General features: G+C 70.8%; 15 protein-coding genes and 2 pseudogenes. 7 read left to right on the top strand and 10 right to left on the bottom strand.

Going from position 1 to position 15,162, the window contains the following annotated elements:
- Positions 1-241 precede the first annotated feature (241 nt).
- Positions 242-1,060 carry a class I SAM-dependent methyltransferase gene (locus ACIRPU_RS20960; RefSeq protein ID WP_384122233.1) on the bottom strand — a complete coding sequence of 273 codons (819 nt, stop codon included), beginning with the start codon at positions 1,058-1,060 and terminating at the stop codon, positions 242-244.
- 421 nt (positions 1,061-1,481) lie between these two features.
- Here ACIRPU_RS20960 and mshA point away from each other — a divergent pair, with 421 nt between their 5' ends.
- Positions 1,482-2,819, top strand: coding sequence for a D-inositol-3-phosphate glycosyltransferase (gene mshA / locus ACIRPU_RS20955; RefSeq protein WP_403869282.1), 1,338 nt, complete (start codon positions 1,482-1,484; stop codon positions 2,817-2,819).
- On the top strand, positions 2,812-3,315 hold the full coding sequence (locus ACIRPU_RS20950; protein ID WP_355706079.1) for a YbjN domain-containing protein: 504 nt from the start codon (positions 2,812-2,814) through the stop codon (positions 3,313-3,315). The genes mshA and ACIRPU_RS20950 overlap by 8 nt, the downstream gene beginning before the upstream one ends.
- A 95-nt stretch (positions 3,316-3,410) precedes the next feature.
- Here ACIRPU_RS20950 and ACIRPU_RS20945 read toward each other — a convergent pair whose 3' ends face one another.
- Positions 3,411-4,010: a hypothetical protein gene (locus ACIRPU_RS20945; protein WP_403869278.1), complete on the bottom strand. Its 600-nt coding sequence runs from the start codon at positions 4,008-4,010 to the stop codon at positions 3,411-3,413.
- A gap of 24 nt (positions 4,011-4,034) precedes the next feature.
- Complete coding sequence (locus ACIRPU_RS20940) at positions 4,035-4,844, bottom strand: AraC family transcriptional regulator (protein WP_403869275.1); 810 nt, start codon at positions 4,842-4,844, stop codon at positions 4,035-4,037.
- Here ACIRPU_RS20940 and ACIRPU_RS20935 point away from each other — a divergent pair.
- Complete coding sequence (locus ACIRPU_RS20935) at positions 4,843-5,385, top strand: DUF2000 family protein (RefSeq protein ID WP_403869272.1); 543 nt, start codon at positions 4,843-4,845, stop codon at positions 5,383-5,385. The genes ACIRPU_RS20940 and ACIRPU_RS20935 overlap by 2 nt on opposite strands.
- A gap of 37 nt (positions 5,386-5,422) precedes the next feature.
- Here the strand turns inward: ACIRPU_RS20935 and ACIRPU_RS20930 are convergent, their stop codons facing one another.
- A complete protein-coding gene (locus ACIRPU_RS20930; protein WP_403869269.1) occupies positions 5,423-6,823 on the bottom strand; it encodes an MDR family MFS transporter in 1,401 nt (466 codons plus the stop codon).
- A 193-nt stretch (positions 6,824-7,016) separates the two neighbouring features.
- On the opposite strand from ACIRPU_RS20930, the gene ACIRPU_RS20925 reads away from it, so the two are divergent.
- Positions 7,017-7,778 (top strand): phosphoglyceromutase, encoded by a 762-nt coding sequence (locus ACIRPU_RS20925; RefSeq protein ID WP_403869266.1) that lies wholly within the window; start codon positions 7,017-7,019, stop codon positions 7,776-7,778.
- Between the two features lie 103 nt (positions 7,779-7,881).
- Here the strand turns inward: ACIRPU_RS20925 and ACIRPU_RS20920 are convergent.
- The 4 genes and pseudogenes from ACIRPU_RS20920 to ACIRPU_RS20905 all read right to left on the bottom strand — a co-directional run bounded on the left by ACIRPU_RS20920 (position 7,882) and on the right by ACIRPU_RS20905 (position 10,137).
- Positions 7,882-8,158, bottom strand: a pseudogene (locus ACIRPU_RS20920) (ribosomal protein L7/L12).
- A 52-nt stretch (positions 8,159-8,210) separates the two neighbouring features.
- Positions 8,211-8,363, bottom strand: a complete 153-nt coding sequence (locus ACIRPU_RS20915; RefSeq protein WP_403869263.1) for a hypothetical protein — start codon at positions 8,361-8,363, stop codon at positions 8,211-8,213.
- Positions 8,364-9,512: a hypothetical protein gene (locus ACIRPU_RS20910; RefSeq protein WP_403869260.1), complete on the bottom strand. Its 1,149-nt coding sequence runs from the start codon at positions 9,510-9,512 to the stop codon at positions 8,364-8,366.
- Between the two features lie 277 nt (positions 9,513-9,789).
- The gene (locus ACIRPU_RS20905; protein WP_403869257.1) at positions 9,790-10,137 is read right to left on the bottom strand and encodes a hypothetical protein; all 348 of its coding nucleotides are present in this window, start codon (positions 10,135-10,137) and stop codon (positions 9,790-9,792) included.
- A 455-nt stretch (positions 10,138-10,592) separates the two neighbouring features.
- On the opposite strand from ACIRPU_RS20905, the gene ACIRPU_RS20900 reads away from it, so the two are divergent.
- Entirely contained in the window at positions 10,593-11,348 is a 756-nt protein-coding gene (locus tag ACIRPU_RS20900) for a DUF4232 domain-containing protein (protein ID WP_403869254.1), read from the top strand.
- A 38-nt stretch (positions 11,349-11,386) separates the two neighbouring features.
- Here the strand turns inward: ACIRPU_RS20900 and ACIRPU_RS20895 are convergent, their stop codons facing one another.
- Both ACIRPU_RS20895 and phoU read right to left on the bottom strand, forming a co-directional pair.
- A complete protein-coding gene (locus tag ACIRPU_RS20895) occupies positions 11,387-11,635 on the bottom strand; it encodes an SCO4226 family nickel-binding protein (protein WP_351766656.1) in 249 nt (82 codons plus the stop codon).
- 557 nt (positions 11,636-12,192) lie between these two features.
- Positions 12,193-12,912, bottom strand: coding sequence for a phosphate signaling complex protein PhoU (gene phoU / locus ACIRPU_RS20890; protein ID WP_355706072.1), 720 nt, complete (start codon positions 12,910-12,912; stop codon positions 12,193-12,195).
- A 277-nt stretch (positions 12,913-13,189) separates the two neighbouring features.
- Here phoU and ACIRPU_RS20885 point away from each other — a divergent pair, with 277 nt between their 5' ends.
- On the top strand, positions 13,190-14,539 hold the full coding sequence (locus tag ACIRPU_RS20885; protein ID WP_403869250.1) for a sensor histidine kinase: 1,350 nt from the start codon (positions 13,190-13,192) through the stop codon (positions 14,537-14,539).
- A pseudogene (locus ACIRPU_RS20880) lies at positions 14,536-15,162 on the top strand (response regulator transcription factor); the annotation flags it as partial. The gene ACIRPU_RS20885 and the pseudogene ACIRPU_RS20880, both read left to right, overlap by 4 nt.

The following is a 15,162-nucleotide window of genomic DNA, read 5'->3' as shown; positions in this document are numbered from 1 at the left end:
CACGTCACGGCCGAAAACGACAGAGGTGACGACGGAACGTCAGAGCCGCACAGCGACCGAAGCAGTCCTTCCCCTCTTCGCCACCCCACCATGACGATCTCCCCGTCAGTGTGACGAACGACTCACGGAGATCGTTCCCGGCGCCCCGGGAAAAGCCGCGATGCAGAAGCCGCGATGCAGAAGCCGCAATGCGGAAGTAGTGATCCAGGAGCCGTGGTTCGGCCCGGCGGGATTCCCTGGCTCAGGTCCGGGGGGCCAACGCCCCCCACCGCAACGTCACTTCCCCCTGCCGCCAGCGCGCCGGCCCGTCCGTCACCGGCCAGTCGGCCGTCAGCTCCCGCACCGTGCGGATCCATCGCTGGCGGGCGCCGTACGAGGCGTAGGGCGCGGCGGCCGCCCAGGCGCGGTCGAAGTCGCGCAGGAAGGCGTGCACCGGTTCACCCGGGACATTGCGGTGGATCAGTGCCTTGGGCAGCCGCTCCGCCAGGTCCGAGGGGCGCTCCAGCGACCCCAGCCGGGTCGCGAAGGTGACCGTGCGCGGTCCTTCCGGTCCGAGCGCTACCCATACGTGCCGGCGTCCGATCTCGTCGCAGGTCCCCTCGACGAGCAGACCGCCGCGGGACCCGGTCACCGGATCGGCCGGCGCGAGCCGCGCGCACAGTCGCCGCCAGACCGCGGCGACCTCGTCCTCGTCGTACTGCCGCAGCACGTTGGCGGCGCGTACGAGGTGCGGCCGCCGGGGCACCGGGATCTCGAACCCGCCGTGCCGGAAGTCCAGCCCCTCGCGCTCGTACGGCTTGGCGGCCGCCACCCGGGCCGGTTCGATCTCGACGCCCACGACACGCGCGCGTGGCGCGACGGAACGCAGCCGCCGCAGCAACTCGACGGCCGTCCAGGGCGCGGCCCCGTACCCGAGGTCGACGGCGAGCGGCTCGGCGGCGCGGCGCAGCTCGGCGCCGTGCGTCGCGGCGATCCAGCGGTCCATGCGGCGCAGCCGGTTGGGGTTCGTCGTCCCGCGCGTGACCGTGCCCACGGGGCGGGCGGGGGCGCGGGATGTCATGCCTACGAGGGTAATGCGGCGTTGCAGTCCGCCTTCCCGTCACCTCTCCGCCCGGTCGGTCGGCACCTCTCGGCCCGCCCGGCACTTCAGTCCGTCCGTCACTTCAGCCCGTCCGGCGTTTGAGGACGAGGCCCTTTCGGGCCGAAAGCGGGGGTGCGGGGGCGGCAGCCCCCGGGTCGGGACGGGAAGGGGCGGCGGGGGCGAGAACCGCTCGGGCAGACCCACGCGACACAACCGCTCGACCTCCGCCCCACGACGCACACCACTCTCGAACGGTTGAGCGATACGCGGTAATGACTGAGCAAAAATCGCCTCTTCCCGAAACCTGCCCGGAATGGGAACGCCTTCCTCCGGTGTTGCACCCCCTTGGAGGGCTCCAAAACCCTCTTTCCGGCATGCCCGCAGCAAGGAGGAACGCCCCGTGAGCCAGTACACCAACAGGCTCGGGCGTCGCTCTTCGGCGGCACCCTCGCGGCTCAGGCTCCACCGCCGCCCCCGCCGCGTCGCGATGCTCTCCGTGCACACCTCTCCGCTCCACCAGCCCGGCACCGGCGACGCGGGCGGCATGAACGTCTACATCGTCGAGCTCGCGCAGCGCCTCGCCGCGATCAACATCGAGGTCGAGATCTTCACGCGCGCGACCACCGGCGGCCTCCCGCCGACCGTCGAGCTGGCCCCCGGAGTCCTCGTCCGGCATGTCGACGCGGGCCCCTACGAGGGCCTCGCCAAGGAGGACCTCCCGGCCCAGCTGTGCGCCTTCACGCACGGCGTGATGCAGGCCTGGGCCGGTCACCGCCCCGGCTACTACGACCTCGTGCACTCGCACTACTGGCTCTCCGGCCACGTCGGCTGGCTGGCCGCCCAGCGCTGGGGCGCCCCCCTGGTGCACGCCATGCACACCATGGCCAAGGTCAAGAACGCCAACCTGGCCGACGGCGACACCCCCGAGCCCGCCGCCCGCGTCATCGGCGAGACCCAGATCGTCTCCGCCGCCGACCGCCTCATCGCCAACACGGCGGAGGAGGCCGACGAACTCGTACGGCACTACCACGCCGGTCCCGGCAAGGTCGCCGTGGTGCATCCGGGCGTCAACCTCGACCGCTTCACCCCGGCGGACGGCCGGGCCGCCGCCCGCGCCCGCCTCGACCTGCCCCAGGACGCCCTGGTCCCCCTCTTCGCGGGCCGCATCCAGCCGCTGAAGGCTCCGGACGTGCTCCTGCGCGCGGTGGCCGTCCTGCTCGACGAGCGCCCGGAACTGCGTTCCCGCATCGTCGTCCCGGTCGTCGGCGGTCCCAGCGGCAGTGGCCTCGCCAAGCCGGAGGGCCTGCAGAAGCTGGCCGCGCGGCTCGGCATCGCGGACGTCGTACGGTTCCGTCCGCCGGTCGGCCAGGATCAGCTCGCGGACTGGTTCCGGGCGGCGTCGCTGCTGGTCGTCCCCTCCTACAGCGAGTCCTTCGGGCTGGTCGCCATAGAGGCGCAGGCGGCCGGCACCCCGGTGCTCGCGGCCTCCGTCGGCGGGCTCCCGGTGGCCGTGCGGGACGGTGAGACGGGCTTCCTGGTGCAGGGCCACGATCCGGCCGCGTACGCGCGCGTGCTCGCGCGTTTCGCGGACAGCCCCGACCTCGCCGCCCGGATGGGCACGGCGGCCGCCGCGCACGCCCAGTCCTTCGGCTGGGACACCGCGGCCGCCGCCACCGCCGACGTCTACACGGCCGCCGCCCAGTCCCACCGCCGTCGCGTACGCTCCGAGCATGGGTGACGTGGAGAAGACGGCCGCACAGGTCATCGAGGGTTTCCTGAAGGACGCGGAGCTGGAGTGGGAGAGCCCGGCCCCCGGCAACTACGTGGTCCAACTGCCCGGCACCCGCAAACTCAAGACGACCGTCTCCCTCATCGTCGGCCGCCACTCCCTCTCCCTGAACGCCTTCGTCGTCCGGCACCCCGACGAGAACGAGTCCGGCGTCCACCGCTGGCTTCTGGAGCGCAACCTCAAGCTGTACGGCGTGAGTTACGCCGTCGACCGGCTCGGCGACGTCTACGTCACCGCCCGCCTCCCCCTCGCCTCGGTCACCGCCGACGAGATCGACCGCCTCATGGGCCAGGTCCTGGAGGCCGCCGACGGCGCCTTCAACACGCTCCTGGAGCTGGGTTTCGCGAGCGCGATCCGCAAGGAGTACGAGTGGCGGGTCTCCCGGGGCGAACCGACGCGCAACCTGGACGCGTTCGCGCATCTGACACAACGCCCGGCCGACTGACCCCGGAACCGGCCGACTGACCCCGGAACCGGTGGGGTAGACCCCGGAACCGGTCGGGTAGACCTTGGGACCGGTCGGCAGCGGTGACCGAACGGTCAGGAAGCGTCCGGGTCGTCGGGGTCCGGGGCGGGCGCGGTCGGGGTCGGGGTCGGGGTCGGAGCAGCCGGTGCGTCGAGCTGATCGGCGAAGGCGCGCAGGGCGTCGGCCAGTTCCTGCTTGGTGGGCAGTTGGTCCAGCCTGTGGTCGAGCTCGGTCAGACGCCGGTCGATCTCCTCCAGGTCGACCGGCGCGGTGGGCGAGGGCGTGGGCGTGGACGGGGTCTCCGTCGAGTCGGGGTCGGTGCCGCCGGTCCCGCCGTCGACGCCGACGCTGGTCCCCCCGTCGACTCCGGAGCTGCTCCCGCCGGAGACACCGCCCCCCGTGTCGCCCCCCGTGTCGCCCCCGGAGTCGGCGGGCTCCCCGGTGACCGACGGCTGGGTGTACGACGCGCTCGGCACGGGAGTGGCGGGCCCCTCGTCCGAACCGGCCGCGAGGGCGATGCCGACGCTCAGCGCCACCAGGGCCGCCGCCCCCGCGACGGCGACCGATATCCGTCTCGCGCGTAAGCCGCCCCGTGAGACGCCCCACGCGGACGGCCCCTGGGACTCCCGAGGTTCGGGTGCGGCGGCAGAGTGCTGTGTCTCGTCGATGTCCATGGAAGCGACGCTATGCACCGGTCGTCAGCGGACGAGGGACTTCCACGGATCTCTGTACCGCCCCGGCGTGACCCCCACCAACTTCCGGAAATGCCGGGTGAGATGAGCCTGGTCGTAGAAGCCCGCCGCCACCGCGACCTCACCCGGCGGCCGTCCGTCGAGCAGGAACCGGCGGGCGAGGTCGACCCGGCGGGCGGTGAGGTACTGGTGCGGCGCGATGCCGTACGCGGCGCTGAACGCCCGTACCAGATGGGCAGGATGGGCCGACACGAGCCCGGCGGCCTCGTCCAGCGTGAGGCCCTGGACGACGTGTTCGTCGAGCAGCTCACGCAGGCGGCGCGCGAGGTCCGGGTCGCGGCGCGCGGCGGCGGTCCGCAGCCCCGCGCGCAGATGGGTCCGCAGCCGTTCGCCGATCAGCGTCAGCCGGCTGTCGGCCTCCAGCTCGTCGCCCGGCCGGGCGAGCGCGGAGTGCAGCTGCCCGACCCTTCGGCGCAGCACGGGATCACGCAGGTCGGGCGCGTCGACGGCGGCCCCGATGAGGTCCTCGCCGAGCACGTCGGCGTCGAGATACAGGACCCGCTTGCGGAAGCCGCCCGAGGTGGCCGGTGAGCCGTTGTGCGGCACGTGCGGCGGCAGCAGGGACACCGTGTCGTGCGGGGTGCCGTGCTCGTGCCGGTCGAGGTCGTACCGTACGGCGCCGTCGTCGACGATCAGCAGCGTCCACGCCTCGTGGACGTGCATCGGGTAGGCGTACTCGGTGAAGTGGGCATGGAAGACCTCCACGACGCCCGGGACGGCGGGACGCCAGGCGGAGACTTCCTGCCGAGGTGCCATGCAAAAAACGTACAAGACGAAGTCGTACGCCGATCGGCAGTCTCGCTGTATGAACACGACCCCGACCCCGAGCATGACCCCGACCACGACGATGACCACGACCGGGAGCGCGAGCCCGGCGGCCGGACCCGTCCGCTTCGACACGAAGATCGCCGTCCTGCTGCGCGAGGACCTGGAGACCTGGCAGCGCCTGAACGTCACCGCGTTCCTGGTCAGCGGCCTCGGTACGGCCCTCCCCGAGGTGATCGGGGAGCCGTACGAGGACGCCGACGGCGTGCGGTACCTGTCGATGCTCCGCCAGCCGGTGCTGGTCTTCGAGGGCACGAAGGAGACCCTGACCGCCGCTCACGCGCGCGTGCTCTCCCGGTCCCTCCCGCGCGCGGTGTTCACTAGCGACCTCTTCGCCACCGGCAACGACCGCGACAACCGCGCGGCGGTGCGCGCCGTTCCGACGGCCGGGCTGGATGTCGTGGGCCTGGCGGTGCACGGTCCGAGGAACGCGGTGGACAAGGTGCTGAAGGGCGCACGGATGCACCCCTGACACCCGCGTCCTCGGCGCGTACCTCGCGGGCCCCCGCTCAGACGGCGCCGGCTGCTCGGACGGCGCCGGCCGCGGGCTCGGCGGCAGCGCCGGCCTTCTCACCGAGGACGGCCTCCGGGACCCCGCCCCTGCCTTCGCCCCTGCTGTCTTCGCCCCTGCCTTCGACCTTGCCCTCGGCCCAGTCGTCGGCCTTGTCCTCCGCCCGGCCCCCGACCTGCCCCTCGACCTGCCCCTCGATCCCGCCCGGAAGGCGTCGCATGAGCACGGCGTATCCGACGCCCGCCGCCGTCCCCACGACCGCGCACATCCCCCACAACCACTCGGCTCCGAACCGGTCGATGACGAAGCCGGACATCACCGGGGCGACCAGCGAGGCCACGGCCCAGGAGAGCGTGTACATGCCCTGGTAGCGCCCGCGCCCGTGGGTGGGGGAGAGGCGGACGACCAGCCCGGTCTGGGTCGGCGCGTTGACGATCTCCGCCAGGGTCCACACGCAGACGGTGAGCGCGAAGACGCCGACCGACCCGGCGAAGGCGGTGAGTCCGAACCCGTATCCGGCGAGCACCGAGGAGACGACGAGCAACCGCCGCGGGTCCCGATGCTCGATGAACCGGGTGACGGGGATCTGCAACGCGACGATGAGCACGCCGTTGACGGCGATCGCCATGCCGTAGTCGGCCGGTGTGAACCCGGCCGCGCCCATCGCCACGGGCAGCCCCACGGCCCCCTGCTGGAAGACGAGCGCGACGAGGAAGGACAGCCCGACGACGCTCATGAAGCGCCCGTCCCGCACCACGGCCCCCAGTCCGACGCTGTCCTCCCGTACGGCCTTCTCCTCCCGCTCGGGCCGGGACTCGGGCAGCTTGAGGAAGACGACGACCGCGCAGACGAGCGTCATCCCGGCTTCGAGGAGGAACCCGGCGCGGTAGCTGACCTCGGCGATGAACCCGGCGGCCAGGGAGGAGACGGCGAACCCGAGGTTGATGGCCCAGTAGTTGAGCGAGAAGGCGCGGACCCGGTCCTCGGGCCGCACGATGTCGGCCATCATCGCCTGCACGGCCGGCCGGGAGGCGTTGGAGGCCATGCCGACCAGGAAGGCGACGGCGGCGATGGCGACGGGATGCTCCACGAACCCGAGCAGCGCCACGGAGGCGGCCGTCGAGGTCTGCGCGACGAGCAGGGTGGGCCGCCGCCCGAGCCGGTCCGCCATGACCCCGCCGCCGAGCGACGAGACGACCCCGCCCAGCCCGAGCAGGGAGGCGACGAGCCCGGCGTAGGAGGCGGAGTACCCGCGGTCGAGTGTCAGGTACAGCGCCATGAAGGTGGCGACGAAGCCGCCGAGCCGGTTGACGAGGGTGCTGGTCCACAGCCACCAGAACTCGCGCGGCAGCCCGGAGAGGGTCTCGCGGGCGGCACGTCTCAGGACGGCGACGGACATGACGGATCCCCCGGGATACAAATGGCTGGTACAAGTGGATGGCCGATGTAAGTGGCTCAGGCGGCGCTCAGAACTTACGAGAGACGAAGCGCGGGAGGCCACTCAATTAACAGATTCCGTCAACCGTCAGGGGGTCTGTCCGCTGTACGAGCGGGCGCACAACGGAGCGGAGCGGTGGATTACGCTCATACGCATGGCCGACGCACCGTACAAGCTGATCCTCCTCCGTCACGGCGAGAGCGAGTGGAACGCGAAGAACCTGTTCACCGGCTGGGTGGACGTCAACCTCAACGAGAAGGGCGAGAAGGAGGCGGTCCGCGGTGGCGAACTCCTGAAGGATGCCGACCTCCTCCCCGACGTGGTCCACACGTCGCTGCAGAAGCGCGCGATCCGCACGGCCCAGCTGGCCCTCGAATCCGCCGACCGCCACTGGATCCCGGTCCACCGCTCCTGGCGCCTGAACGAACGCCACTACGGCGCCCTCCAGGGCAAGGACAAGGCGCAGACCCTCGCGGAGTTCGGCGAGGAGCAGTTCATGCTCTGGCGCCGCTCCTACGACACCCCGCCCCCGCCGCTGTCGGACGACTCGGAGTTCTCGCAGGCCGCCGACCCCCGCTACGCGTCCATCCCGCCGGAGATCCGCCCCCGCACGGAGTGCCTGAAGGACGTCGTCGTCCGCATGCTCCCGTACTGGTACGACGGCATCGTCCCGGACCTCCTGGCCGGCCGCACGGTTCTGGTCGCCGCCCACGGCAACTCGCTCCGAGCCCTCGTCAAGCACCTCGACGGCATCTCCGACGCCGACATCGCGGGCCTGAACATCCCGACGGGCATCCCGCTGTCCTACGAACTGGACGCCGACTTCAAGCCGGTCAACCCGGGCGGCACCTACCTCGACCCGGACGCGGCCGCAGCGGCGATCGAAGCAGTCAAGAACCAGGGCAAGAAGAAGTAACGCGACACCAGCAAGCCCCCGACCTGCGGTTTCTTGGCAGGCCGGGGGCTTCTTGGTGGGGCTGTGCAGTCTGTGGGTCGTCAGCCGGTTGGGTGGGTCGTGCTCAGCGCTTCAGGCAGTCCGGCTGCGGCTGTTCTCTCACCTCTGCCCGGGCCCCCGCATCGCAGGAGGGCCGAGACGGACGCCGCCGCGTCCTCCTCAGGCACGCAGGCGAGAATGACGGCGGGAACCTGCGTCGCAAGAACCTTGCTGCGCCACAGGCTCAGCCCCGTGAGCCGACGCACGACCTGGACGACGTCCATCACGCGGACGCCAGGGTCGATGAGCACCACGTCATGAGGCACGTCGTCGCACACCAGCACGAAGTACTCGTCTGCCATGCCTCTCCCCGCCCTTCTCCGGTTCGGAGCGTACGAGCCCTCAGCCGTCATGTCAGTCAGGACTTGTCCCGTACAGCGTCAGTATCAGCGTCACAACGGCAACGCCGACCAAGAGCGCGGCGCCAAGCTGTTCATCACGCCGAGATTCGCGCACGACGAAGAAGCCGACAACGGCGATCAGGGCGAGAGTCAACATGTCAGGCATTCACGCCTCCCGCACTTCCGCTGCGCAGTCAATGGCTCGACCGATGGCAGGCGGCTGGGCCGCTCGGATGGGGGACGTTTCCTCGCCATCCTGACTGTGGCGCGCGCGGTGACCAAGCCGCTTGAGCTTGCGGCGGACTCGCTCGCCCAAAGCCTCGGCGTCATCCTGCGCCTGGGAGGTGCGGGCCAACACGGTGGTGGCCGCCTCGGTCCAACTCGACGTTCCCGGACGGGACCAGGCGAGCGCGACGGCCCTCTCGATGGGGGACATCTGCTCCAGCACGGCGAGCACACGCGGGTTGTCAGGCAGCGTTCCCGTAAGGATGTCGGCAGGGTCGGGACCTCCTGCGACGAGATCGGCGAGGGTCAGCCCATTCTCGAGAATCGGGACATCGAGGCTGAGCAGCCGTTCCCCGGCGCAGCGCCGACGCCACAGTGGCGTGAGCTGCCGGTGGACCTCCCTCACCTCGCGCATCAGTTGGGCGAGAGCCCCCCGGCGGATGGTGCCGTGTGTGTACAGGGTGCTCGCCCAGTCGCCGAGAAGAGCCGTCGTAACCGGTTCCTGCCAACGGGCACCTCGCCACAGGCCCAGGTCAACGGCCATGAACTTCTCGATGAGTTCTGTGTTACCGAGCGCGGCCTCGTTCCGTGCTTCCACGGCCCGCGCCGCCAGCCTGGCCTCCCGGGCCTCGGCACGGGCCTCCGGAGACTTCGGCTTCTCGGCGATCCGTCCGTCAGTGGCAACTCGATGCCATTTATCGTCGACTTCCCCCTCGGTCCAGGTCCGCACGATGTCTCCCGGGCTGAGTCGAGGGCTCTCCAAGAACAGGCGCCCTGCCAGCAGTCGTCCACCATTCCTTTCATTTCCGAAATAGAAGTAGGAGCTGTCGCGGACCTCCCCATGGCCCGCATATGCGAGGAGGTCGTCCTCACCCAAGACAGGGAGGCCGTGAGCGGACTGTGGATCAATAGGCACAGGCTTTGGCTCAGGAAGTACCCGCCACCGCCTCACGAGGCCGTACTGCGCCCAGAAGGCGTCGAGGTCCTTGGGTTCTTCCGTCTCCGGCGCGTCGGTCTCGCGGGGCGAGACGGTCACACGCGGTGTTGCCGCTTCCAGTGCCTGCGGTTCTTCGGGAGCTCTGGGCGTCATGGGTGGTGGTGCCTCCGGCAGATGATTGTCGAGCCTGTCCCCTCTCAGGCGCCGCAACGCCCCGAACCGGCAGTCCTCACCACGGAATGTTGAGTGATCTGCGTCACGACGTTGATGAACCATGCTGAGGTCCGTGGCTCACCGGCAGCAGCGTGGCTGAGGCCGGTTGGGGGTACGTCGAGGCACACCCGTGCGTAAGAAGCCCAGGCTTCCCCAGCTGAGGTCACGCCTCCCTACGCAGGTCAGAGTGGATCTCGCGGACCCGTGCAGATCACGCTCATTCCGCCAGTGCTTCACCGGCAGGCCGCCTCTGCGACATGCGTGGGGAGAGTGCCGTCAGGTAGGCCGGTAGGGCTGCCGCGGTGTCGGGGAGGGGGAAGCGGGTGCCGAGGTAACCGTCCGGGCGGATGACGAAAGCGGTCGGGCCGTTGGGGCGGTAGAGGCGGGCGAACTCGCCCGCGGCATCGCGGTAGGCGGCGACGGGCAGGGCGTCGAGGGCGGATTCGCGGGGGAGTATCGCGATGACCTGGAGCTCGATGACCTGGCGGTCGGGAGCGGCGACCTCGGTTGCCGTCGCTGCTGCCACTGCGGTCGGGTCCGTCGCCGTCGTGTAGAGGAGGGCCACGTGGGCCGCGCGTCCGCGGAGGACGTCGAGCAGACGCCAGGGGTAGGCGGACCCGCAGGCGGTCAGGCCGTGCAGCCCGGGGCACGGTCGCCGGGACGGGGGATTTCGGGCGGGTCGCCGGGAGCGGGTGTTTCGGGTGCGCCGGTCGAGGCGGGGGCGAGCGGGGCCGTTGCGGGCGCCTCCCAGCGCTGTGCTCCCACCCCGGACCGGTCCCGGCATCCATGGTCACCCGGCGTCGGTCGGAGGGCGAACCGGGCGGGTCGCCGCCACGATCGACCGTGCGTTCCGATGTGCGAGGTTCGGTCGATGTGGCCGGTTATCGTCACCGATGCGTCACAGATCGACCGTCAGAAGAACCCGACTGCCTGCCCGTTCTGTCTGTGTTGACGGATGACACACGGGTGGGTGGGTGCTGAGGGCCGACGTCCTCGGCGATTCGGATTCGGGGGCACGGCATGCGATACGGGAACACCGACGAGAACGCGGACGCGAACACCAACGCGAGCACCAACGAGAACACGAACAGGAATGGGAACGGGCACATGCGCTGGAACAGGTTCGGAATGCGGGCTTCCGTGATGGCGGCCGTCGTGGCCTCCGCCGCTCTGATGGTGACGGGATGCGATTCGGGGGAGTCCTCCAGCGCGTCCGTCGATCCCGCCTCCGCCTCCACGACACCCACCCCCGCGACCTCCCCTTCCGTGGCCTCCCCCGTCGCGAGCGCCGCTGTCGTGACGCCCGCCGTGGCCAGTTCCCCGGCTGGTGCCGCGCCCGTCTGTTCCGCGGGGAGCCTGAAGGTCGCCGCCCGGCAGGCCGCCGATCGGCCGGCCGGTACGGGGATCGGGGCGGCGATCGTCGAGTTCACCAACGGCTCGGCCAAGGCCTGCGTCCTCAAGGGTCATCCGACCGTCGCGGGAGCCGGCAACGGCTCTCCCGAAAAGAACGCCCCGCTCTCCGTCACGACCACCGGATCCGCCTCGCCGGTGAAGCTGGCGCCCGGGGGCAAGGCATGGGTGAAGCTGACCTTCGTACAGGTGCAGGGGGAGGCCGACGGGTTCTGCGAATCCGGTGCGGAGCCCGTGGTCTACCCCACGCTCGTCGTCGGACTGCCGGGCGCGGGCAAGCACCAAGCGGCCCTGGACGACGGCCAGTTCGCGCAGTGCGACAACAAGGTGACCGTCACGGCCGTATCGGCGGTCAAGCCCTCCTGACCCGAGTCGGCGCCCTTCGGCGGTCGCTCCGGGCAAGCTCACACCGTCAGCGGCACCGGGTGGATCTCGTCGGCCATGTGGCCGGTGCGCTCGTGGACGCGGAGGACGGCCTCCGCCGAGGGCGCCTCGGAGAGGCAGTAGACGGTTCCGGACTCCGGGTCCGCCCAGGCTCGGTCGAAGTGCACACCCTCTTCGCCCTCGATGGCGAGGTCGGCCCGGTGGGCTTCGAGGAGCTGGTCGGCGGTGATGCCCTGCATGCCGTGGTGGACGTCCATGAAGCGGGTCATGACTGCCCGCCCCCTTCCGGTCTTCATCGTGCTTGCACCTGCATCTATACCGGGCGCCTGCGCCTGTGCCCGTGCCTGCGCCGTGCTCGCACCTGCGCCTGCGGTTGCGCGCCCGCACTTCCATGCTGCGCTCGCGCTCCCCGCGCGGCGACCGGACGAGGAGCGGCCGGGGCATGACGAGGGGGCCCGGTGCCTGTATCGGCACCGGGCCCCCTCGTTCAGCTGCGTTCGTCGCGCGGCTTCAGCCGCACTGGCAGGGGTTGCCCGATTGGCACCCGCAGCCGCACCCGGAACCGCAGCCGCACGCGCCGATGAGCATCAGGTTCCTGATCTCGGCGGGTCGCTCGGTCGGGCGTTCCTGTGCGGGGTCGGGCGTGGGAGTGATGGGGGACTCGGCCATGGGTTCCTCCCGGAGGCGTAGGACCTGTGCCCATTGCATGCCCGTTCCGCTGGGCGCATCAACGGCTCAACGGCGCACAGCGGCTTGCGCACGCCCAGGAGGGACCCGGTGCGCCCGTGGCCGGACGCCCCCGTCGTCACACCCGTAACGGCCGGGCTCAGACCCCCTCGGCTGCCGTTCCCGTGCCTGGTCCGGTGGTCGGCTGGATGTCCGGCTGGATGTCCGCCTGGAGATCGTCCGCGTGCTCGCCCGTCACCAGGAACACCACGCGCTTGGCGACGGCCACCGCGTGGTCGGCGAACCGCTCGTAGTAGCGGCCCAGCAGCGTGACGTCGACGGCCGTCTCGATGCCGTGCTTCCAGCGGTCGTCCAGCAGGTGCTGGAAGAGGGTGCGGTGCAGGAGGTCCATCGCGTCGTCGTCCGACTCCAGCTGGAGCGCGAGGTCGACGTCCTTGGTGACGACGACCTCCGCCGCCTTCGCCATCAGGCGCTGCGCGAGCTGACCCATCTCCAGGATCGTGGCGTGCAGGTCTTGCGGGACGGCGCGGTTCGGGAAGCGCAGCCGCGCCAGCTTCGCCACGTGCTGGGCCAGGTCGCCGGAGCGCTCCAGGTCGGCCGACATCCGCAGCGACGTGACCACGATCCGCAGGTCCGTCGCCACCGGCTGCTGCCGGGCCAGCAGCGCTATCGCCCGTGCCTCCAGGTCGTGCTGGAGCTCGTCGACCTTCTTGTCGGCCTCGATGACGCTCTCGGCGAGCTTCAGGTCGGCGTCGAGAATGGCGGTCGTGGCGCGTCCGATCGCCGACCCGACCAGCCGGGCCATCTCCACCAGGCTGTCGCCGATCGAGTCCAGTTCCTCGTGGTACGCGTCCCGCATCAGGGTTCCCTCTCGTACGTCGTGCTTGGGGTTCGGGTTCGGTTCCGGGGGCCAGAACCGGCCGCGAACCGAGCCGGGACCGGCTGCTGCACCGGCGCCGACCGGCCGTGGCACCGGTGCTGCGAACCCCACGGTGCCACGGTCCGCCCCGTACGCGTCGATTTCCGGCACCCCAAATGAACCACCACTGGCTCCAAGGTGAACTCTGGGCGACGAGTGTTCGAGGTCGCACCTCGATAGCTGTGGCCAGGACCGATCGCGTGCCTAACCTGGTGGCATGGACGTGAACGCGGCGGTCGCCGCAGCAGCAGCGATCGCCGGGGTACTCACCGGTGTCATCGCCATGCTGGCGTTCCGCTGGAGCGAGCGGGAGCAGAAGCGCCCCACGCGCACCTCTCTGCACACGGACCCGGTGCTTCCGCCGGGTGTGGACACCGTCCTCTCCGTGCTTCGCTCCTCCGCCGTCGTGCTCGACGAGGCTGACGCCGTCGTGAAGGCCAGCTCCGCCGCCTACGCCCTCGGGCTGGTGCGCGGTGGCCGGCTCAGCGTCGAGCCCATGCTCAAGATGGCCCGGGACACCAGACGCGACGGAGAGATACGCCAGGTGGAGCTGGACCTTCCCCGGCGCGGGACCGGGCGCGGCGAGGCTCTCGCCGTGTCCGCCAGAGTGGCCCCGCTGGGCTCCCGGCTGGTCCTCCTGCTCGTGGAGGACCTGACGGAAGCCCGTCGTATCGAGGCGGTCCGGCGGGACTTCGTGGCGAACGTCAGCCATGAGCTGAAGACCCCGGTCGGCGCACTCTCCCTCCTCTCCGAGGCCGTCATGGACGCCTCGGAGGATCCGGAGGCGGTGGAGCGGTTCGCCGGCCGTATGCAGATCGAGGCCACCCGGCTGACCAGCCTGGTCCAGGAACTCATCGACCTTTCGAGGGTCCAGAACGACGATCCCCTCGAGGACGCCGAGCCGGTCGGCATCGACGAGCTCGTCGCCGAGGCCGTCGACCGCTGCCGTCACCAGGCCGGGACCAAGCAGATCACCATGGCCGCCGGCGGCACCGCCGACCTGCGCGTCTTCGGAAACCGGGGCCAGCTGGCCGCGGCCCTCGGCAACCTCGTCGAGAACGCCGTCAACTACTCGCCCGCCCGGACCCGCGTCGGCATAGCCGCTCGCCGGGTGAGCGCACCGGGCGGTGACCTGATCGAGATCGCCGTGACCGACCAGGGCATCGGCATCTCCGACAAGGACAAGGAGCGCATCTTCGAGCGCTTCTACCGCGTCGACCCGGCCCGCTCCCGCCAGACGGGCGGTACGGGTCTGGGCCTGGCGATCGTCAAGCACGTGGCCGCCTCGCACGGCGGGGAGGTCACGGTGTGGAGCGCCGAGAACCAGGGCTCCACGTTCACCCTGCGCCTACCGGAGGCGGGCGTGGCCCGCGAACGCGCGCATCAGCATCCCGACCCGGACGAGGTCGACGACGTCGATGACCTCGATGACCTCGATGACGTCGACGGCCTCGACGAGGTCGGCCACTCCTCCCCTCACGACCGCTCGACCCAGACAACACCCCGCGCCTCATCCCCCGATTCGTCCGCGTACCGGACGCTTTCCGCCCCGGAGGTCCTTCCGTGACCCGAGTGCTCGTCGTCGAGGACGAGGAGTCCTTTTCCGACGCCCTGTCGTACATGCTCCGCAAGGAGGGTTTCGAGGTCGCCATCGCGGCCACCGGGCCCGACGGACTCGACGAGTTCGAGCGCAACGGCGCCGACCTCGTGCTCCTCGACCTGATGCTGCCGGGCTTGCCCGGTACGGAGGTGTGCCGTCAGCTGCGCGGCCGCTCCAACGTCCCCGTGATCATGGTGACCGCGAAGGACAGCGAGATCGACAAGGTCGTCGGCCTGGAGATAGGAGCCGACGACTACGTCACCAAGCCCTTCTCCTCGCGCGAGCTGGTCGCCCGTATCCGGGCCGTCCTGCGTCGCCGGGGCGAGCCGGAGGAGGTGACCCCGGCGGCCCTGGAGGCCGGCCCGGTCCGCATGGACGTCGACCGCCACGTCGTGACGGTCTCCGGCTCCAAGGTCGACCTCCCCCTCAAGGAGTTCGACCTCCTGGAGATGCTGCTGCGCAACGCCGGCCGCGTGCTGACCCGTATGCAGCTCATCGACCGGGTCTGGGGCGCCGACTACGTGGGCGACACCAAGACCCTCGACGTCCACGTCAAGCGCCTGCGCGCCAAGATCGAGCCCGACCCCGGT

Origin of the sequence: Streptomyces sp. NPDC102259 (assembly GCF_044766465.1) — a bacterium.
Lineage (GTDB): Bacteria > Actinomycetota > Actinomycetes > Streptomycetales > Streptomycetaceae > Streptomyces.
Note: the sequence above shows the minus strand (reverse complement) of the source record. Positions and strands in the feature narration are given on the sequence as shown.